This window comes from Mucilaginibacter sp. P4_E8 (genome assembly GCF_056401495.1).
In genome coordinates this window covers 84,565-106,154 of record NZ_JBFUJG010000015.1, presented here as the reverse complement: position 1 = coordinate 106,154, position 21,590 = coordinate 84,565, and the positions used below count along the sequence as shown (strand labels likewise).

17 protein-coding genes and 1 tRNA gene are annotated in these 21,590 nt (G+C 40.0%); 5 read left to right on the top strand and 13 right to left on the bottom strand.

Annotated features, from left to right (window positions below; genetic code table 11):
- The coding region (locus tag AC1DRQ_RS09390) for a metallophosphoesterase family protein (protein ID WP_477423872.1) at window positions 1-732 on the bottom strand (732 nt) is incomplete at its 3' end.
- Window positions 733-1,331: 599 nt separating this feature from the next.
- Here AC1DRQ_RS09390 and AC1DRQ_RS09385 point away from each other — a divergent pair.
- The 4 genes from AC1DRQ_RS09385 (at window position 1,332) to AC1DRQ_RS09370 (ending at window position 4,491) form a co-directional block, all read left to right on the top strand.
- On the top strand, window positions 1,332-1,598 hold the full coding sequence (locus AC1DRQ_RS09385) for a helix-turn-helix domain-containing protein (RefSeq protein WP_477423870.1): 267 nt from the start codon (window positions 1,332-1,334) through the stop codon (window positions 1,596-1,598).
- A 53-nt stretch (window positions 1,599-1,651) separates the two neighbouring features.
- Entirely contained in the window at window positions 1,652-1,906 is a 255-nt protein-coding gene (locus AC1DRQ_RS09380) for a hypothetical protein (RefSeq protein WP_477423868.1), read from the top strand.
- 639 nt (window positions 1,907-2,545) lie between these two features.
- Window positions 2,546-3,442 carry a tyrosine-type recombinase/integrase gene (locus AC1DRQ_RS09375; protein WP_477423866.1) on the top strand — a complete coding sequence of 299 codons (897 nt, stop codon included), beginning with the start codon at window positions 2,546-2,548 and terminating at the stop codon, window positions 3,440-3,442.
- A 47-nt stretch (window positions 3,443-3,489) separates the two neighbouring features.
- The gene (locus tag AC1DRQ_RS09370) at window positions 3,490-4,491 is read left to right on the top strand and encodes a hypothetical protein (protein ID WP_477423864.1); all 1,002 of its coding nucleotides are present in this window, start codon (window positions 3,490-3,492) and stop codon (window positions 4,489-4,491) included.
- Window positions 4,492-4,608: 117 nt separating this feature from the next.
- Here AC1DRQ_RS09370 and AC1DRQ_RS09365 read toward each other — a convergent pair whose 3' ends face one another.
- From AC1DRQ_RS09365 to AC1DRQ_RS09315, 11 genes are all read right to left on the bottom strand, one after another.
- Window positions 4,609-5,127, bottom strand: coding sequence for a hypothetical protein (locus AC1DRQ_RS09365; RefSeq protein WP_477423862.1), 519 nt, complete (start codon window positions 5,125-5,127; stop codon window positions 4,609-4,611).
- A 196-nt stretch (window positions 5,128-5,323) separates the two neighbouring features.
- Window positions 5,324-6,022 (bottom strand): nucleotidyl transferase AbiEii/AbiGii toxin family protein, encoded by a 699-nt coding sequence (locus AC1DRQ_RS09360; protein WP_477423860.1) that lies wholly within the window; start codon window positions 6,020-6,022, stop codon window positions 5,324-5,326.
- Entirely contained in the window at window positions 5,980-6,480 is a 501-nt protein-coding gene (locus AC1DRQ_RS09355; RefSeq protein WP_477423858.1) for a DUF6922 domain-containing protein, read from the bottom strand. The genes AC1DRQ_RS09360 and AC1DRQ_RS09355 overlap by 43 nt, the downstream gene beginning before the upstream one ends.
- 65 nt (window positions 6,481-6,545) lie before the next feature.
- Complete coding sequence (locus AC1DRQ_RS09350; RefSeq protein WP_477423856.1) at window positions 6,546-7,766, bottom strand: site-specific integrase; 1,221 nt, start codon at window positions 7,764-7,766, stop codon at window positions 6,546-6,548.
- 251 nt (window positions 7,767-8,017) lie between these two features.
- Window positions 8,018-8,091: transfer RNA gene (locus AC1DRQ_RS09345), tRNA-Asp, on the bottom strand.
- Window positions 8,092-8,287: 196 nt separating this feature from the next.
- Complete coding sequence (locus tag AC1DRQ_RS09340) at window positions 8,288-10,678, bottom strand: hypothetical protein (protein ID WP_477423854.1); 2,391 nt, start codon at window positions 10,676-10,678, stop codon at window positions 8,288-8,290.
- Window positions 10,679-10,728: 50 nt separating this feature from the next.
- On the bottom strand, window positions 10,729-11,907 hold the full coding sequence (locus AC1DRQ_RS09335; protein WP_429399700.1) for a DUF4249 domain-containing protein: 1,179 nt from the start codon (window positions 11,905-11,907) through the stop codon (window positions 10,729-10,731).
- 5 nt (window positions 11,908-11,912) lie between these two features.
- Window positions 11,913-13,085, bottom strand: a complete 1,173-nt coding sequence (locus AC1DRQ_RS09330; RefSeq protein WP_477423852.1) for a DUF4249 domain-containing protein — start codon at window positions 13,083-13,085, stop codon at window positions 11,913-11,915.
- A gap of 6 nt (window positions 13,086-13,091) precedes the next feature.
- Window positions 13,092-14,264 carry a DUF4249 domain-containing protein gene (locus tag AC1DRQ_RS09325; protein ID WP_477423850.1) on the bottom strand — a complete coding sequence of 391 codons (1,173 nt, stop codon included), beginning with the start codon at window positions 14,262-14,264 and terminating at the stop codon, window positions 13,092-13,094.
- A 4-nt stretch (window positions 14,265-14,268) separates the two neighbouring features.
- Window positions 14,269-17,049, bottom strand: a complete 2,781-nt coding sequence (locus AC1DRQ_RS09320; RefSeq protein WP_477423848.1) for a carboxypeptidase-like regulatory domain-containing protein — start codon at window positions 17,047-17,049, stop codon at window positions 14,269-14,271.
- 106 nt (window positions 17,050-17,155) lie between these two features.
- Complete coding sequence (locus tag AC1DRQ_RS09315; protein WP_477423846.1) at window positions 17,156-17,899, bottom strand: hypothetical protein; 744 nt, start codon at window positions 17,897-17,899, stop codon at window positions 17,156-17,158.
- A 424-nt stretch (window positions 17,900-18,323) separates the two neighbouring features.
- Between AC1DRQ_RS09315 and AC1DRQ_RS09310 the strand changes: the two genes are divergently transcribed.
- Complete coding sequence (locus tag AC1DRQ_RS09310) at window positions 18,324-18,461, top strand: hypothetical protein (protein WP_477423844.1); 138 nt, start codon at window positions 18,324-18,326, stop codon at window positions 18,459-18,461.
- Window positions 18,462-18,519: 58 nt separating this feature from the next.
- Here the strand turns inward: AC1DRQ_RS09310 and infB are convergent, their stop codons facing one another.
- A complete protein-coding gene (gene infB / locus AC1DRQ_RS09305; RefSeq protein ID WP_477423842.1) occupies window positions 18,520-21,579 on the bottom strand; it encodes a translation initiation factor IF-2 in 3,060 nt (1,019 codons plus the stop codon).
- Window positions 21,580-21,590 lie beyond the last annotated feature (11 nt).

The window sequence follows — 21,590 nt, the reverse complement described above, 5'->3', positions numbered from 1 at the left end:
GTTATACCTTACAATCCTAGGTTCATGCTTATGTCCATGAATAATTACTTGAAAATTATATTTTTCCAATAATTCTATTAATTTTTCTCCTTTTTCAATCACATCTGTATCCTTATACACAAACCCGGCGTTAGAATGCTTAATCGGATGATGATGCGTAAAAGCTATCTTATATGCGATTTCATCACCAATAGTCATAAGTTCCGCCTCGATGTCTTCCAACATTTCATCCGTAATTATAGAATTTTTTGCATCGATTGAATTGGTGTGACTATGAACGCTGTTAAATACAAAGAATACAACTTCTTCTTGTTTTATCAGTACGAACGAATTAGCATAATAGGCGTCTCTATGAGCTCTTTCCTTAAACGGAAAATTGTCTTTTATTTTTTTAGGTACCTCAAACGAATCGTATGAGCTGTGCTTTTTATGAGAATCAACATCATGATTACCAAGACAGGCGAGTAATTCTTTAGCATCTAAATACCGTTGAATTTCCTCTAGAAAAGACCATCCTGTAATAAATCCTTGCTTATCTGCTTTATCAGTAATATCACCGGGACAAATCAGGTAATCAACCTTTAATTTTTCTTTGTCAATAAATTGAATAAAAGATTGGACAGGATGCTGTTTAAACGGTTTTCTTAGCTTGTCTGAAAAAAGGTTGGTATTTACTTTATCAAATGAAGTGCTATGTCTACAATGTATATCACTAATAATACCTATGCGCATTAATATTTATTTAAGGTTCAGTCGTCTAATATACTGAAAGTGAATAATAACCAAGAATGTTAAATTAAAGGGGTTTAAATATTAATGCCGTAGGGATAATGCAATTCCACAAGTCCTTAAAAGCCTTCACCGTTTTCATATTATGCCAATCGATGGCTGTGAAGCAAAGTAGTGGCCATTTTTTAGTTTCCATCATAAAGCCATAGAGAGAAGGATAAGGCGGCGAGTATAAAATGAGTTGTTCACCAACTTTTCATACAATATTTTATTAAATGAGCTTTTTAAATCTCTCATTAAGTCATAAGCCACCACATTTTTACTTCCATACATAACCAATAGGTTAAAGAACATCGTCAACGATGAAATATTTCTTTGTTATTATTAAGCAATATTTTTTGATTGATTAACTTGCCCTTTCAATAAAAAAAACAATTACTATCTTTGATATGCCTAAGGCGTATACTACCTGATGTATGCCCGCCCAATTAAGCGAAATTAAGTTTCGCGGGGCCTAAATGCGATGCTGATCGCAGCTTTATGAATACGGGAACAGGCCCGTGGTCATTTCGTAAAGTTCAAGTTCACCTTATTTTTTTATTATGGCGGCGATAGAAATTATCACCAAACAAGATCTCTTGGAATTCAAGAATGATCTTATCAGGGACTTAAAAGAAGTCCTAAACCCGACTCAGCAGGCGGCAAAACAATGGGTAAAAAGCAACGAGGTAAGAAAGTTGCTCAGCATCTCACCAGGCACGTTACAAAACCTGCGCATTAATGGCACACTTTCATTTACCAAAGTGGGCGGTATGATGTATTACAAGCTGGAGGACATTCAAAGAGTCCTGGAAGGAGGCAAACAATGACATCATCTGTAAAAATCAACAAATTCAAGGTATACAATGAGCGGGTTATGAAAATGAAGAAAGATCCCCTTTTATTTATGAGTCATTCAAGTCTTTATAATGCTTTATTTATCTGCTTGCAGCAGAATGGTGGAATTACTCCTTTTTCCGTTAATCGTAGGATATTGATGTCTTATAGCAATATTGCATCTACTGCTACCTATCATAAATGTATTAAGAAGTTGGTTGAATTAGGTTATATTAAATATAGCCCATCTTACCATCCTATAAAAGGCAGCCTGATCTCCTGGCATGAGGAGATAGCATAAATCTATCAATCTTATGATCATGAAATCGATAGATCTTGTAATCCGTAAATCCCACGATCACATTATCGCTAAAACTTGCGATATGCAAATCTTGCGATCAGGTTATCTTCCTATCTAAGCCCCCAAACTAAACCAGCCGTTTTCGAGAATCTCGAAAACGGCTTTTAAATGGTGCCTGAAATCACCCTCTCAGTTTTACGAAGCATCAATTAACTTAAAAATCATTATCAAAAAACATGTTGCTTTTGTAACTGCAAGATGTCTTTTTGTATGACAAAAAGTCCCTTGCCCTCCCGGGAGGATTTAAAAAAATTCGCAACTCATTTTTTCTTGGAAGCCTTTAAAAAACTGCAAGAAAGCGTTGTTCCTGATTAGTTAGATGGGCAACCAACAAATAAATTAATACCATGTAATTACCTTACTCACCACTATCGCAAAGGTAGCCCACGCCGGAATAAAATGTCAAGGGTATACAAGCGAGCCGTATTGTTCGCTTTCAGCGGCCGGCTCGCCCTTGACATTTTATCCGGCTTTGCTTTTAGTTGCTTACATGGTGATTAAGGCTGTATTGTTCATAGCTGTCAAAAAAGAAAAAGAATTTAATAAAGTCGATATGTGCTATAAGCGCATGTTTGCCGGATGAAAATTAAAAAAAATAACAAATCCATTGGCTTGCTTTTTCAGCAGGCGCTCGACAGAAAACTTACATCCGATATCAGTAAACTGCACAGAGATAGCCTTCGTTATGCCTACAATCAGTTCATGATCTTTTTAGGGCCAGAAGGCCGTGAAATGTCAATCAAGAAATTAAAGACATCTACAATTGAAGAATTTCTCCAACGCTACAATTCATCTCCAACGAGCTACATGAATAAACGGCGTGAACTGAGTTCCCTTTTTAATGCGGCTACCCGACTAATCGATGAATCTTTAATGACGGTCAAAAAAACAGAAGTACAGAAAATCAAGCCTACACTTCATTTAGCTTATGAAAAAGATCAGCTAAAACCTGTGCTCAATTTTCTAAAAGCCAGGCAAACCAATCTTTATCGCTGCTGTCTGATGACCTATGGCTGCTTATTGCGCCCTCATGAGGAGATACGGCTACTGACCAAAAAGCATTTTAAGATTAACAATACCGAGATCCATTTAGATGGTACTGAGAATAAGAGTGGCAAGATCCGGGTTGTCTATGTACCCGATTATGTAAGGCACGAATTGGAACCAGTACTTGTCGGGATTAAAAGAGATGACAATATATTCAGTTTAATTAACGAGCCATTTAATGATGATTACTTCAGCAAACAATGGTCACGGGAAAAGAAAATATTATTGAGCCATGGGTTGATATATCCTAAACAGACATTGTATTCTTTTCGGCATACCGCTGCGATAGATGTATTTCGTCGTACTAAGGATGTTTATATGGTTCAGAAAATGATGGGACATTCATCAGTACTTATAACGATGAAATATCTCCGAAGCCTGGGTGAGTTTAACATGGATGAGTTAAAATCTGCCGCGCCCGTTTTATGATCCGATTTACACGTAAAGAAATCTACCAAATGGTATGGGAGCTACCAATGACAGAGATTGCTAAGAAATATAAGATATCGGATGTTGGTTTTCGTAAAATATGTCTCCGTATGAATATTCCTGTTCCAAAAACAGGCTCCTGGGCTAAAGTTAAAGCAGGGCATCATAGACGCCAACCTAGGCTGCCGGCTCAATGGGATGGACAAGATTTTATTGAACTCAAAGAACGGCCTCAGGAACAACCTGTTAAAAAAGCTTCCGAGCGGGTGCAGCTCGTTAAGGAAATAACACAGAAGAAATTACCATTTAAAGTACCAGAACGGTTGATAAAACCTGACCCGCTAATTATAGCCGCAAAAGAAAGTTTGGAAAAACTGACTGATATCAATTATCCAGGAATGGCTGTAACCACAAAAGGGCAACTGGACATTCGCGTGGCACCATCCAATATCGGGCGGGGACTTCGTTTTATGGATACCTTAATTAAATGCGTACGTGCCAGAGGATACATTTATGAGATAACTATAGATGGGAATTATATTGTTGTTGGTGGAGTAAAACTCAGGGTCAATTTTCGAGAACGAACAACCAAATTCAAAGCGGATAAACCCTATCAGGAATTTGAATGGCGGCCAAATGGTAAGATAGTATTTCGACTTGATGACAGGTTAAAGTGTGAATGGGGAGATTCAAAAACCAAACTATTAGAAGACCAGCTGCCAAAAATAATGGCTAAGTTGGATATATCGGCTAAACAAGAAGAGGAGTATTTAAAAAATGCACGTATATGGCAAGAGAACTGGGAAAAGCAACGCAAACTTCAGGCAAAACGTGATGCACTCCAGCATGAAGAGCGAGAAAGTTTTAAAGAGTTAATAACGCAGGCAAAGCGCTGGAAACAAGCCCAGCTTATTCGAGAGTACCTTACTGCAATGCCCAGCCCCAATAATGACTGGCTGGCTTGGGCAACGCACAAAGCAGATTGGCTCGATCCGATTATAATGGCTGAAGATGAATGGATGACTGAAGAAGATAAGGATATCTTTTAACAGCAACTGATTCTAATACACCAGAGCGGCTGTATCATATATTATGATACAGCCGCTTTTCCTAATTTATTCGGATATTTATCTAATTGACTATCAAGAATGGCTTCGATTGGCTCCTCAAAAATCAAATTCAAAAGATTTTTTTAATAGCTCTAAGGCTTTTTTTTGCTCCCTAATTTTACCCACGCGGATTGCATCGACTAAAGCAAGTTTATCATATAGCCGTTCGTCATCCATTGCCGCCATTACTTGATTGGGGTATAGCGGTATTATCGCCTGGCCTTTTGATTTCCCATTGGCACTTGGCCATACATAGGTTTCATCAGATACAAAGTAATCTTTTAGAATTGGAGCGCTGTGTGCGGTTGGCTGCCCGCGAACAATTGCGCCTGGCTCAGCCGGGAAAACAAATTTCAACCCGTGTTCAATAAAATTATACAGGGCAGTTTTAAAAACAACCCGTTTATCAGGACTGATCAATTTGGCAATCATGGAACGATTTAAGGATTCGCTGATCTCAGAATTGCTGATGTATAAACTAGTTGCAAGATCTTTGTTCAGCCAGTTTTTTTCTGACGAGGTTATTTTCAGCAGTAAGACCAAATCATGCGGCCTCATCCCATTATGTGCTTTCATATACGAATATAATCACCAATTTCTAAATTCGCGATTTGCGAATTTAGAAATTGGTGATTTGGTTATTTCGCAATAAGTATTAAGTCGTTAATGCATAGGTGGTATTTCGTCCACAGCCAAGCTCTTTCTCCGCAAATCTGCGGAGAATATGGCATTTATTCTCCGCAGATTGTAAAATTGACAATACGTGTGTCACTTATCTTCGATACCCGCCTCTGCCTCGTCCTATATCTTCAGAATTATCATCATCCCGATCAGATCCTGGGTTTTGTTGCATCCTATCATATTCGGCTATGGCGCTGGTAATGCTTTTATTTACATCCTGCCATTTTAGACTTTTATCTATAAGAATTACCGGAACGCTAAAGTCAATATCGTTATGATAAAGAAGGGATTTCCGAGCCATGGATTGAGTCACGTCAGGATACTTACTACAATAAAAATCCAGTATGTCTTCATAACCAAATTCCTGGAGGAGATAATGGATATCTATAAAGTCCTTGATTCGATGCCCACTACGAACTATAGCATTTATTTTCATCGCGGCAATATCCTCTAATGACATCATCCGAATCCCTTGAATAGTTTCAATTTGCTTAACCGGCGGGTATTTGTGGCTTATCAGGTCAAAATCCACGTCAAAAATACTTCCACTAACGTAATTGTTTTTTTGTCCCCTRATCTCGGCGTGATATTGTTTTTTCAAATGGCCCGCTAATTCCTCACCATCAAAATCCCCGATATTAAAAAGGTCTATATCTATAGACTCCCGGTGACCAAGCTTCAGTGCTAAAGCGGTTCCTCCAACTAGGTGAAAAGAATTGAACTGCTGATCTCGCATCAGCTTTTTGATTAGATCCAGTGTCCCTGGTTTAACTGTTTCTTCGTGTAACATTTGAGCTCACTTTTGCTCAACTGAAAATATTCACAAACAGCATCAACGGTCATATCGGTTAAATAATTGATTTCTTCTTTCAGAGAATGGATAAGGTTGTCCCTTCCATAAAATCGTATCATTTCTTCCCATTCTGATTTGTTGCCCTTATTAAGCACCCGCTCCATAATCGTCAGCCTTGACCTTCTCCAATCAATTTTATCAAAATCAAAATCCCAGAATAATACAGGCGGCAGGTTAGGCCTGGTGATTTTTTGTATCAATGGCTGCCGCTCTATTTTAACATCGTCATTTTCAAATGGGATTTTTTTCTTGGAAAGGTAATTATTGAGGGTATGATAATTAAAATCAGGGTAGCTGTCGCAAAAACCTTTCAGGCTTGAAAATACATCAATATCGATTCCTGCAAAGCGTTTCCAATGAACTAATACTACTCTTTTATTGATCTCTTTTATCATACCCAAAATTAACTAAAAACTATACAAACTGCCTAATATTTGTGAATATTTGTCAATTGATGGGTTTAATTAATTGCCGACAGCTTAACTTTAAGTGCGGCCATATCAGAACTGATCTTATGATCCATTACCTTAGCATAGATCTGTGTGGTCTTGATGCTGGTGTGCCCCATCATCTTAGCCACACTCTCTATCGGAACGCCATTATTAAGCGTTACAGTCGTAGCGAACGTATGCCGGGCAATATGGAAAGTCAGTAGTTTGGAAATGCCGCACAAGTCGGCTATCTCCTTTAAATAGGCATTCATTTTTTGGTTACTCATTACCGGAAGCAAAAGATCGTCGACAATACATTGTGGGTTATTCTCGTATCTTTCAATAACTTTTAATGCTGCCGGCAAAATGGGAATGCGGGATAAAGTATCAGTTTTTTGGCGGTTGGTATGGATCCAAAGGTCGCCGTCGACTCCCTTGGCCATTTCGGAACGTTTAAGCTTTTTGACATCGACATAGGCAAGCCCGGTATAACAACTAAACAGAAAAATATCCCTGACTAAGCGCAGCCGATCTACGGAAAATTCCTTTTCTGCAATGGCCGTCAGATCTTCCTTGGTCAGCACAACCCGGTGAACTTTTTTGGTTTTAGGCTTATAGTTCATATACGGATCAATCGTAAGCCAGCCATTACCTAAGCAGATACGGACAATTTTTCCTAAGTTTTTAATGTACTTGATCGCAGAATTGTTGGCGCACTTGCGAACGCTACGGAGGTAGTACTCAAAGTCATTAAGGAATTCGAAATTGATTTTTGTGATAGGTATGTCAGAAACATTGTGCTGCCATTGCATGAAATCTTTGGTATGCATTAATGCTGTTTCATAACGTTGCAGTGTGCTCTTCTCAAATTCCTGTCCTACCAGGCTGCGCATCTTTTGGTTATGGTCTTTAAAAACGGTAACCAAGGTGCGTACCTTTTCTGTTTTACCAATAAAGCGATTTTTGAGGCTTTCGGCGGTAACCATTTCGTCATTAGCCGTCATCCAGCGATGAAACTCCTGGGCTTTGGCTTGTAAGGTGTCGAGATAAGAGTTTAGGCTGCGAACGTCTTCTTTGGTGCCGATAGCACGGCCTGCTTGTGTATTCCAGCGGGAAGGGTCGCAAGTTTTACCTGTTGAAGCTTCCGCTCTTTGGCCGTCAACAGTAAACCGGAGATAGATGGCCACTGGGCCATTCTTGTAGGTAGAGCGCTTCTTTAAATAAAAAAGCAAATTGATGTTAGTTCTCATTACAAATGAATTAAATAGTGAAACAAAATTGATTATTCCATCACTTGCAATCAAGATGTTCACTTGCTGAACATCTTCTAAATCAGTTACTTATGGTGTTTCTGGTGAGCATCTTTTTAGCTTTAATATGCTCACCGAATTGCTCACCTTTTTTATGCTAAAACATGCATATTTTGGTGTTTTTCGCCAAACAAAAAAGCCTGTAAATCGATGATTTACAGGCTTTTAGGCAATTTTGACATTGTTTTCAGCGGAATGGACGGGATTCGAACCCGCGACCCCATGCGTGACAGGCATGTATTCTAACCAGCTGAACTACCACTCCGTTTGGGTTGGCAAATATACGCAGCATTTTGTATTACACAAGTGGTTTTTAAAAAAAACTTATTTATAGCGGTTTTATTATCTTTTTTAAAGCAGCCATAGTTCGTTTTGAGGCATTCTACCGTTACATAAACTCCTCAATATCAACAAAAAACGCCCAAATAGTATATCCAAGGCAGTTTTTTATTTTTTTTTATTTATTTCACGTCAAAGCTAAAATATTGGCCCCCGGCATCACCATCAGGGGTTATTCCCTGTACTAATCCTACATATTTCCCGGTTTGGTCTGAGGTATAAAATGATAATTGGCTTTTGCGACCTGGATTTGTGTTAATATTGGGTTGCCAGTACAACAGGTTCCTGAAATCGGGCACTCTACTTTTGGCTGCCATATCGGTATCATAAACCGGCGAATAAAATTCCCTTTGCAATTGCAGCCCCTCATAGTCAAGCACCACAGCGTGTGGATCCATTTCGGCTCCCCCCAGGTCACCCTTGTAGGTGGTGTAACTTAATATGCCCTCCTGAACCGATGGGCCGTAATAATACCTGTCTCTAATTACTTCAAGCTTTTTCACCTTTAGCGGGTCGATTCCGATTACTTTATCGATATTAAATACTGGTACATCATCCAGCAGAACTAAAGGGTCGCCATCTAAAAACCCTTCTTCATTTATCACTTTTATATGGTATCTCCTTTGCGATCTTACAACGTTTACTTCTCTTATATACTCTCGCAATACTTCTTCCATAGTGGTGAAGCGTGTATAATTATCTAAAAGATATGTTTTATACGGTTTTCCATAAAAACCGGAGCTATCAACCCCGGGATCATAAAATTGCTTTATTTTGTTGCCGGCATACACATTTTGCACCTGCATGGCCAGGCTGTGTTCTTCTATTGCTTTTTGCATACCAGGTGTTAAATTAAACTTTGGCTCCATATAATTGGCATACTGCTCAGAGAATGGACTTAAAACGTCAATGCGAAAAGTAGTGTCGCGTTCTGAATTTGTTTGAGCTATTATTTCACCCGGACCAAATAATTGCTTGGTATTAAATATCAACCTCCCTAATGAGTCGCTTTTTGCGGCGTATAGCTGCACTCTTTTTCCCGGAACACTTAGATAAGCCACTACATCTTTTGCGGGCGTCCCTGTTGCTGTACTGGCTATTTTAGCGGTTATAAGATGATCATTATACTCTGGTAAAAAATTAAATACAGCCGCCGTATTGCTCAGTACATTATTCCATTGAAATCTTCTCCACCCCTGCGAAAGCATAAGGTTATCTGTAGCCGCTTCGGTTTCGGCGTTAACATTCTTAAAGTAATAATCAGGCGATTCAATGCTTCCCCGCAGATCAGACTTTAGCAACAGGTAGTTAACAATATCTCCGGCATCTATATACTGTAATGAATCAATACGGTAAACCGACATGGATAAATTGGCAGGTAATGGCTTACCTGATTCGCTTTGGGCCGAAATATTTATACTTACTTTTTTGCGTGCCGCATACTGAGGCTGATCGGCAGTAGCCTCAATCAACAACTGTTGTTTTGCTCGTTTAAAATAAAGCCGCTCGCAAACCGGCTGTTTAGCGCTGTTAAAAATGGTAATTTGTGATATACCTTCACCAAGTTTGGTTTTATCAATTGTAAAACTTGCTGTTCCTGAATTAATAGTCGCGGTTTCGGCTATCTTAACTATTTGCCTGGTATGTGCAAAAAGATATACCTCTCCGCCTGCTATGCCAGTACTGCTTACAGTAACTTCCAACCGCGGGCCACCGCTGTCCTTAAGTTGCATTACGTAACCCCGGTTGTTAATTGCCGGCAGATCTTTAGTAATCGGATTACCGTAACCTGTTTTAATAATTGCTTTGTAGGTATTGTTTGCGGCTGGTGTAAACATAAAACTACCTATACCAAATTTTAATGGCTGAAAACGCATCACAGTATCGTTATGCTGATCAATAATAGCACCTGTGTAGGATGCCAAACCCATACCATTGGAAGCTGTTACCTTAAAGGCCACCTTACTGGCAATACCTGCCACTAAATTTCCCCCTTCCGGAAAAAATTGAGCATCATAACTTATAGCTGTTTCTTTATCCTGCACATCAGGCGATCTTAGTGAATTAACGATAATGACCTTTTTTTCAAAATAGTAATCAGGGCTGAAGTTTTTCATCCAACTGGTATACGCCCTCAATTTATAATTACCATTGCTTACCGATACAGGGATATATAGCGAGCCGCTACCAGTGCCATTTTTCATTGCAATTTTGGCTTGTAATATGGCATTATGGTTATTATCAATTACATCAACATAAACAACTTTACTTAAGTTAAATGGCCTATGAAAACTGGCATCTACGTTATAAACTTTAAACCATAAAATTTCGCCGGGCAAATAGGCACTTTTATCAGTATGAACAAATATTTTTTCCTGTACCATTCCCTGCTGATACTGGTCAAAGCTTTTTGTAATTTGATTTATTGCCTGTGCAAAACCGCTGGTATGCAACTGCAATAAAACCGAAATAGATAAAGCTATAATCTTAACAGTCATTCTAATTTTTTTCATAACCGATACCTGGTTGTTTAGTACTATTTTTTATGTAAAAATATATTCCACTATTTTTTATCTATCCAAAATGATGGCTGCTGGATACGGCCCCTTATTGTACAAACAGCACAGGATTCCGTTGAATAGGTATATCCAACCGCTATGCCTGCTATAAATATTTTAGCTAATGGTATCCCACTGCCATTAATAATATAAGCATCCACCTCATGTATACCACTTTTAGCATTAAAATTAAAGGCCGAGTCGGGCGCTCCGCAATCATAAGGATACTTAGGAAGCCAGTCATTGGGCAATTGTGAGTTATCAATAAATATTCTTTTTGACTGGGTGTTGGTTACGCTAACATAACCAATCACCGGTTCGGCAGCGTTATTAATACTATGAATATTGCCTTGCAGCTGGGTAGGCTGGGCATCAAATATACTACCCAGCTTTTCGGTGTTTTTTCTCAGGTTTTCCCAAAACTGGTAACCGTCTTTGGTTAAGGCGTATTGTTTTACCAGGATGCTATACCTCATTTCCAGCTTTTCTGCATCGCGGGGAATAGCATTGATTGGGCCTTGATATATCACATCCTGTGCAAGCTTTGCCGATGAACCGATAATAATATTGCTCGATCTGTCATCCGCAAAACAATAATATACTTCCTCCTCTTTTCTACGTCCTCTTACCTCTTTGGCAACTTTATCCGCTATAAAGTCAGCATTATATTTGGCGTGAAATTTCCATGCTTCTGCATACTCCCACCTGTAATAACGGCTGTTGTTTGTGGCATTGTGAGTATTTACATATAGCTGCAAATTGTTGTTCTTCAGTACAAAACCAATGCTGTCAATAGGCGGTGTTTGCCTTACTTCTACATAATCTGACGCATATTCCTTGTTATCTGGTGTTGTAATGTGCAAACGATATTTTTTGGCAGCATCAAGATGCATGGGCCCTGTAAAGTATTTTCCACCGTCGCCGGGCTGCAAAGTATAATTGCCACCTTGTTCGCCTTCAACTACAACTTTACAATTGACTACAGGCTGGGTCCTTACATCTTCTGTTACCTTAACTGTTCTGCTTAAGCTGATAAAGGTGGAGTCGTTCCCGCTGTTAATAACTCCTTCAACCACCAGGTAATGGTTATCGTCACTCACCACCTGTGGATTATACGGCTTTTTGCACCCTGCCGTTATTACCAGCAACAATACCAAATACCATATATAGCTACTTCTTATCATGTTTATTATTTCCAAAATAATGGTGGTTGAACCCGTCCCCTTATGGTACAAACCGCACAAGCCTCAGACGAATACGTATAGCCAGCTACGCCACCATTCTTATACATTATTTCTAAGGGGATTCCGCCCCCAACAATAATATATGCCTGTACTTCATATATTTTTGTATTTGGATTATAAAAATAAGCTGAATCGGGAGCCAGACAATCATAAGGATATTTGGGCAGCCAATTTTGCGGCAATTGCGAATTATCAATAAATATTCTTTTTGACTGTGTATTGGAAATACTGATATAACCTATAACCGGCTCGGCAGGGTCACTTGTACAATGGATATTACCGGTTAACTGTGTGGGCTGGGCATCAAAAATACTGCCCAGTTGTTCGGTATTCTTTTTCATACTTTCCCAAAACTGGTAACCCTCTTTGGTTAATGCATACTGCTTAAGCAATATACTATACCTTACAGCTATCTTTTCTGCGTTGCTGGGGATGGTAGTGATCAGCCCTTGATAAATAACATCCTGTGCAAGTTTTGCTGATGAGCCTATAATGATATTACTTGAGTTGTCTCCTGTAAAACAGGTGTATACATTCTCTTCGGGAAGCCTCGCCCTAACTTGTTTAGCCACTGCATCAACTATGTAATCAGAATGAAATTCGGGATGAAATTTCCATGTTTCATCATAATCCCATCGGTAATACCGGGTATTGTTAGTGGCATCATGTGTATTCACATATATCTGCAAGGCGTTGTTTTTGGCAATAAAACCGATACTGTCAATAGGCTGCGTTTGTTTCACCTCAACATAATCTGAGGCATACTCCTTGCCTTCGGGTGTAATGATATGCAAGCGGTATTTTTTTGTGGCATCAAGGTGCATGGGCCCGATATCATATTTCCCGTTACCTTCTGATTGCAGGGTATAGCTAACCCCGGCCTGCTCCCGTTCAACAACCACGGTATAATTGGTTACCGGCTGGGTGCTTACATTTTCTGATAGCTTAACTGTTTTGCTCAGGCTAATAATGGTAGAATCATTACCGCTATTGATCACCCCTTCAACAACAAGATAATGATTGTTACTACTGACCACCGGTGGGTTATACGGCTTTTTACAGCCGGCAATTATTACTGCCAGTACCATAAAATACCATATATAGCTACTTTTTATCACGTTAGTTTATTTCCAAAATGATGGTGGTTGAACCTGGCCCCTTATTGTACAAACTGTACAAGACTCCGACGAGTAGGTATATCCGTTAGTACCTCCGTCGCTCGTAATTGCAGATATGGGTATTCCACCACCATTAATTATAAATTGTTGCACCTCGCGCAAATTTGATTTGGGATTAAAAAAAAGAGCCGAATCCGGCGCTACACAATCATAGGGATATTTGGGCAGCCAATCCCGCGGTAACTGTGAGTTATCTATAAATATCCTTTTCGACTGCGTATTGGTAATACTCACATAACCTATAACCGGCTCAGTAAGGTCACTTGTACAATGAATATTACCGGTTAATTGTGTTGGCTGCGCATCAAAAATACTGCCCAGTTGTTCGGTGTTCTTTCTTAGGTTTTCCCAAAACTGGTAACCGTCTTTGGTTAATGCATATTGCTTAAGCAGTATACTATACCTTACAGATATCTTTTCCGCGTTGCTGGGGATGGTAGTGATCAGCCCCTGATAAATAACATCCTGTGCAAGTTTTGCTGATGAACCAATAATAATATTACTTGAATTATCCCCTGTAAAACAATAATATACGTTCTCGCTCGGGTACCGGGGCCTAACTTGTTTAGTCACCGCGTCAACTATAAAATCAGACTGAAATTTGGTATGAAATCTCCACGCTTCTGAATAATCCCAGCGATAATACCGGGTGTTATTAGTGGCATCATGCGTATTTGCATATACCTGCAACGTATTGTTTTTCGGTACAAAGCCAATGCTGTCAATAGGTGGCGTTTGTTTTACCTCAACATAATCTGATGTATACTCCTTGCCTTCGGGTGCTGTAATGCGCAAACGGTATTTCTTTGTGGCATCAAGATGCATGGGGCCGATATCATATTTCCCGTTACCTCGCGACTGCAGGGTATAGCTAACCCCAGCCTGCTCCCGTTCAACAACCACGGTATAGTTGGTTACCGGCTGGGTGCTTACATTTTCTGATATCTTAACCGTTTTGCTCAGGCTGATAACGGTTGAATCGTTCCCACTGTTTATCACCCCCTCCACAACAAGGTAATGATTGTTACTGCTGACTACCTGCGGATTATATGGCTTTTTACAGCCCGCAGCTAAAACAAGCAGCAGTAAACAATATATATAATTCCATTTCCTGTTCATTGCTTTAAAACCTGATGTTATAATTAATAAATGGTATTGGCTTAGCAAATATGGATAGCTTAAAGCCGCTTATCACCCCGCTTTGCTGGGTGAAATAAGTTGAATAAGCATTTTGCCGCCCTGTAAGGTTATAAACGCCTATGGTAAACGAATTATGTGTTAACTGATGTACTTTGTGGTTACCATCAATGTTAACTGAAAAATCAGACCTGAAATAATCCGGTATACGGTAAGCATTCCTGTCTGAATAGTATACCCGCTCAGATCCGCCGTATTCATACTTGGCAATTGGAAGTGTAATAGGGCGGCCGGTACTGTACGTAACATTTAAGGATACGCTAAACCTGTGCGACACCCTGTAGTTACCTATAAAATTAAAATCATGTGGTTTATCAAAATTAGCCGGATAATAAGCCCCCCCATTGATCAGTTCGCCTGCATTTGGATCATTCTGTTTTAAAAATGTGCGCGAGTAGGTATAGCTTATCCATCCATTAGCTTTACCGGTAGCTTTTTTGATCAAAAATTCTATACCATAAGCTTTGCCTTCGGTACCCAGCACATCATTTTCAATGTGGTGGTTTAGTACCAGGTTGGCCCCGCTCCGATAATCCAAATAATCCCTTAATCTTTTATAATAAACCTCAACCGAAGTTTCAATGGTATTTGATTTCAGGTTACGGTATATCCCCAGGGACACCTGATCGCCATACTGCGGTTTAATGTTCGGATCGCTCAGTTGCCATACATCGGTTGGCGCTATAGCCGTGGTGTTTGAAAGCAGGTGTATATATTGCCTTAAAGTATTGTATCCGCCTTTTATAGATGTATTATCCCCTAAGTTATACCGGGCAGAAAGCCTGAATTCGGGCCCTGAATAGGTTTTAATTACTTTATTTTTAGCGTATGTAGTACTATCAAGCAGGTTTGAACTTGTTTTAGGCAGGTTAGGCGCATAGTTATAAACCGTTTGCGGCCCCAGGTAATTATACAATGAATACCTGACACCTGCACTTAACGAAAGATCATCAGTAATATCATATTTATCGCCTACGTAAGCGCCACTTTCTAAAGCCTGCTGTGTGGGCACTATATCAGGCACTACTAATGACTGAGCGTTATTTGGTTGCAGGTTACCCGGATKCAATTTGTAATAAATGGAGCTTACACCAAAATCAATCGTGTTTTTACGGTTCAGGTAGTAGGTAAAATCAGCTTTAAAATTTGTTTGATTAATATCAAAGTTAAGCTTATAAGCGTTTACCGGGTTATCAAAGCTTGCAATTTCATACTGATAATGGTCAAGACCTGCTGTAATAACGCTAAACAGTTTATCATTAAAATTATGCTTCCATTTAATATTAGCGTTTTTGTTGCTGTAGCTGTAAGCAGTATCGCTGTTCAGTTTAAATTTATCCTTGCTCAGGTAACCGGTTAGGTAAATATTGTTTTTATCATCAATCTGGTGACTTACATCCAGGTTAAAATCATAAAACGATGCCGAACTATGCTTATACGCTTCGGGCAGTAACCTAAGCAACCAATCAGAATAAGTAGCACGACCACCAAATGAAAAAGAGGTTTTATCTTTAATTATAGGCCCTTCAACGTTAAGTCTGCTGGTTATTAAACCAATACCTGCCGAGCCGGTGAATTTCTTTTTGTTACCCTCACGATTGGTAACATCCAAAACTGATGATAAACGTCCGCCAAATTTTTCGGGGATACTGCTTTTATACAGTTCAATTTCTTTTACAATATCAGGGTTAAACGATGAGAAGAAGCCGAAGAAGTGCGATGGGTTATAAATGGTGGCATCATTCATTAAAATAAGGTTCTGATCTGCCGAACCGCCACGAACATTAAATCCGGTTGTGGCTTCGCCTACCGATTGTACGCCCGGCAACGTTAATACAACCCTTAACACATCGGCCTCACCAAATACGGTAGGCACCTGTTTAATACTTTTGATATCGAGGCGGTTTACACCTAACTGTACATTACGAACATTGGCAACTTTCTCGGCCGATATTTTTACTTCCTTTAAGCTGGTTATCTGTTCCTGCATTTCAATGATCAGCTTGCCATCAGAATAAAGTACAATCTGCCGACGGGTATCGCGCATACCGATACCCCTTATGCTTAAAATTTGTCGGCCTTTTGGCAGGGTAATGGTAAAATACCCAAACTGATCAGTAGCTACCCCGGTTTTGGTATTGGTAACATAAATACTGGCACCAACTACTGATTCGCCCGATTTGCCATCGCGTACATAACCCGAAAGGGTAGCCTTGCCCGGCTGAATAGTGTTTGTTTTTATTCCTATTTCGTATAATTTATTTTCTGTGGTAGCCTCAGGAATTTTCTTTTCCTTTTCATCAGTAAAATCAGCAACCGGCGCATTAGTAACTGTATTTACGGTTGGGTTAGCCTCTGGCTTATTTCCGAAAAACCCTGCAGATAGCCTGGTTTGTATTTCGCGCCCCCGGGTAAGGAACACCTGCTGTTGGGCAGTAATGGCATAGTGAAAATTGGTATTTTTGAAAGCCAGGCCCAACACGGTTTCAATTGGTTTGTTATTTACTTGAAGGGTAACTTTCAAACTATCAAACTGAATGGGGTCATAGTAAAACCGATACCCTGTTTTTGCTTCAAGCTCTGTTACAAATTGGCCAATATTGGCCTGTTGAAAGTTTACACTTATTGACGCTGCTGTGTTTTGCTGGGCATAACTCAACTTAAACAGTATCAAGAAACAGAAACTCAGAAAGTAAAATTTTTTCATCGGCACTTTTTATTTTTTTCTGTACGCATACAAGGCAAATTTTTTATATAACAGATCATTGCAGGCACTGCTTAGGTTTTTACTTGGGCTATGATTGTGCAACGCGTTATTTTGATAACTCATCGTATCGGGCAGCTATAGCAACCATAGCCTCTTCGGGAGTTTTATTAAACTTGATCTTATTGGCTTTTATATACTGCTGCAACTCTTTCTTTTTATCTTTTAAAAGGCTCAACAAAGTGCCCTGCCCGCCAATACTATAGTAGCTATTACCCTTTTTTAAATAAAAGCTTTTGCCCGATGTAAAATAGTTTTCAATAGTATTTGTACCTGAGGTACTTTGGATAGCCTTTGACCGTTTAACCAGCACTTCAAGACTGCCATTGTACAACTGATCATAAAAACCCGTACTGATGGAATTTACATTTAATGAATCGGTCCTGATATATGTAAAATGATGGTTTAACAGATCGAAACTTTGAACCCTTTCCTTAAGCAGGGTAAATCTGGAGAATTTATTATACAACATAACCACTACTACATCCTTGTATAAATCATACATCATGGGTACATCCTTATAAAGTATACCATCATAAGTAACAGCACCCTGAGTAAAACTATTTATATCAGAAAAATAAGCGTTCCCCTTTATATTAGGATTGTAAAGATCGTATTCAGGCCCGTTATATAACCGCGATTGCTGCCCAATAGCCGTATTATAAGTATCTGTAATGCGTGCAAGCGCAATACTTTGTACCGAAGTATCATTAGCGGCAGTTTGCCCCAGAGCGCTTTTATTTACGAGCGCACAAGATATCACAATAAGGTAAAGGAGTAATTTTTTTATCATTTAGGTTTTTTATAAAAGATGGAATTTACACTACTTTTAATTAAAAATCAAACAACCTCGTTGAATATATACCTAAAAGTATCTAATGTATTAATTATGTTACAAACAATATTTTTATATATAAAAGGTGATCACAGCACATTACGTATCACCCAAACTATTTGAAACAGTGTTCATTAAAAATAAATCAATAACTGTAAGTAGTGTGTATGAAAATATCCATGGCCGGCATACAGGCTCAATAACCGATATAATATAATGGTGATTAGTTATGCGTGATACTATTTAAATATAATGCACGCCTGAGTTGGGGAGGTTGGTTATGTTTTCGATCATGTAAATTTAATATTACAAATTAAACCGGCGGTGACTGCCTTAGTCTACCATAATAACTAAAAATAATTTAATTTATACCAATAGTATTATGAAAACACTAAAAGTATTAGCCGTTGTGTTGTTTGCTACATTTGCCTACACAACTGCCAACGCGCAAACAGCACATCGTCATCATCGTGTACACCATCGTCATCACCACCATGTAGTGCATCATCACAAAATGTAAAATAAAAATGGCCCTATTAAGGGCCATTTTTATTTTATTCCATATACCGTAGCGGGTGTTACAACTTGCGTTTAACCTCTACGTTTTCATAAGCTTCAACAATGTCGCCTACTTCAATGTTATTAAAGTTTTGGATATTTAAACCGCACTCATAGCCGGTAGCAACTTCTTTCACATCATCTTTAAAGCGTTTTAGTGATGCCAGCTCACCTGTATGTATAACAACACCATCACGAATGATACGGATTTTACTGTTACGGGTGATCTTACCATCCAGTACCATACAACCTGCAATGGTACCCACCTTACTAATCTTGAAGGTTTCGCGTATCTCTACGTTGGCAACAATCTTCTCTTCAAAGGTTGGTGCAAGCATACCTTCCATCGCGGCTTTGATCTCATTTATCGCATCGTAGATGATAGAGTATAACCTGATATCGATCTGCTCGGCCTCAGCCAGCTTACGGGCACTTCCTGACGGACGAACCTGGAAACCTATAATGATGGCATCAGATGCAGAAGCCAACAATACGTCAGACTCGGAGATCTGACCAACTGCCTTGGATATGATGTTAACCTGTATTTGCTCAGTTGATAGTTTAAGCAATGAATCGGATAACGCTTCGATAGATCCATCCACGTCACCTTTAACAATAATGTTAAGCTCCTTAAAGTTACCAACTGCCAAACGGCGGCCAATTTCATCAAGGGTAATGTGTTTCTGGGTGCGTAAACCTTGCTCACGTTGTAATTGTAAACGTTTGTTAGCAATTTCACGTGCTTCAACTTCACTTTCCAATACGTTAAACTTATCGCCTGCTGTTGGTGCTCCCTGCATACCCAACACCTGTACCGGTGTTGATGGCCCTGCAGATTCAACCCTTTGACCACGCTCATTGGTTAATGCCTTAACACGGCCGCTATAACAGCCGGCCAGTATAGGATCACCAACTTTTAGCCTGCCTGCCTGTACCAATATGGTAGTTACTATACCGCGACCTTTATCTAAGGCTGCTTCAATAACAGTACCTACGGCACGTTTGTTAGGGTTGGCTTTTAATTCAAGCAATTCGGCCTCGAGCAATACTTTTTCTAAAAGCAACTCAATATTTAAACCTGTTTTGGCCGATATTTCCTGTGTTTGATATTTACCACCCCACTCTTCAACCAAAATGTTCATGGCCGATAATTGCTCACGTATTTTATCAGCGTTAGCACCCGGTCTGTCAATTTTATTGAAGGCGAAAATAATAGGTGCACCTGCAGCCTGCGCGTGGTTTATGGCCTCGCGGGTTTGCGGCATCACGCTATCATCAGCGGCTATTACTATAATTACAATATCTGTAACCTGTGCACCCCTTGCACGCATGGCGGTAAACGCCTCGTGACCCGGAGTATCCAGGAATGTTATTTTACCCTTATCGCCTGGCAAAGTTACTTCATAGGCACCAATGTGCTGGGTAATACCTCCGGCTTCGCCACCTATTACGTTTGTTTTACGTATAAAGTCAAGCAATGAGGTTTTACCGTGGTCAACGTGACCCATAATGGTTACAATTGGCGCACGTGGTATCAGATCGGCCGGATCATCTGGCTGATCAAGGTTAGCTTCCTCATCCTGTGGTTTTACAAACTCTATCTGGTAGCCAAACTCATCAGCAACAATGCTCAGTGTTTCGGCATCAAGCCTTTGGTTAATGGATACGAACATACCCAGGCTCATACAGGTTGAGATGATCTGCGTTACAGATACATCCATCATCAAAGCCAGCTCATTAGCAGTTACAAACTCGGTAACCTTTAATACTTTTGACTGTAATTCCTGCTCCAGTGCCAATTCTTCGGCTGTAGAGGCTACATCATCACGTTTTTGACGGCGGAACTTAGCACGCTGTGCAAACTTACCTGATTTACCTGCGCCGCTTAAGCGGGCCAGGGTTGCCTTAATTTGATCCTGTATATCTTTTTCTGATGGCTCTTCTTTCGGACCAGTGTTTTGAGGGGCATTACGGTTCCTGAAATCAGGACGATTGCCACCGCCACCACCCTGGTTAGGGCCGCCTGCGTTAGGGTTATTACCACGGTTCCTGAAATCGGGACGGTTTGGATTGATGGTTCCACCTGCTGGCGGCGGGGTATGCCCCTGCTGCTGCGGCGGGTGATTGCCACCACCACCTTGTTGTCCACCATGTCCCTGTTGCGGGTTTCCCTGGTTATCTTTACGTTTTCTTTTCCGTTTATGATCAGCGCTGTTAGCGTTTGATGACGATGCTATCGGGTTACGCTTAGGCGCATTAACCGGTAACTGTATTTTACCAATCACGTTAGGACCTGTAAGACGTTCGGCTTTTGCCCTGATCACATCAGGTCCCTGATTATTATCATCAGCAGCAGCGGCCGGAGTTTCGGCAACAGGTGCCTGAACAACGGGTGCAGGTTCTGCTACAGGCGCTTTTGGCTCTTCAACCTTTGGCGTTTCAGCAACAACCGGTTTAGGCTCTTCCGCTTTCGGTGCTTCAGCAACTTTAGGCTCTTCAGCTTTTGGTGCTTCGGCAACTACTTCTTTTGGTATTTCGGCCTTAGGTTCCGGTTTTGGCTCGGGAGCTACAGGTTCGGGCTGTTTAACAACTTCAACAGGCTTTGCCTCCACTGGTTTTTCAACCGGGGGTTGTGGCTTTGCATTTAAGTTATTAAGATCAATTTTACCAACCACTTTAACGCCTGGCAAAACGTCATTGCGCTCGTCAGATTTTTCGGGAGCGGGTTCAACCGGTTTTGGTTTTTCCGCCTGCGGCGAAGCATAATGACCGGTGTTCTTGATCAATATCTCTTCGTTCTCAAAATCCCTTGAACGGCGGTTTTCAACCGGTTTTTCAGGAAACGCTGCAGGCTCTTCTTTTCTGATCTTACCGATACTGATCTGCTTGGCTTCCTCCTTAATACTTTTGTCAACAGCAAACTCCTTCAACAATGCGGTATACATGTCGCCATCCAGCTTCGCCATAGGTTGCTTTTCAACTTTATAGCCTTTTGTAGCCAAAAAATCGACAATGGTACCCATACCAATGTTGAGTTCTTTTACTGCTTTAATTAATTTTATTGATTTGTCTTCTGACATTTATTATAATT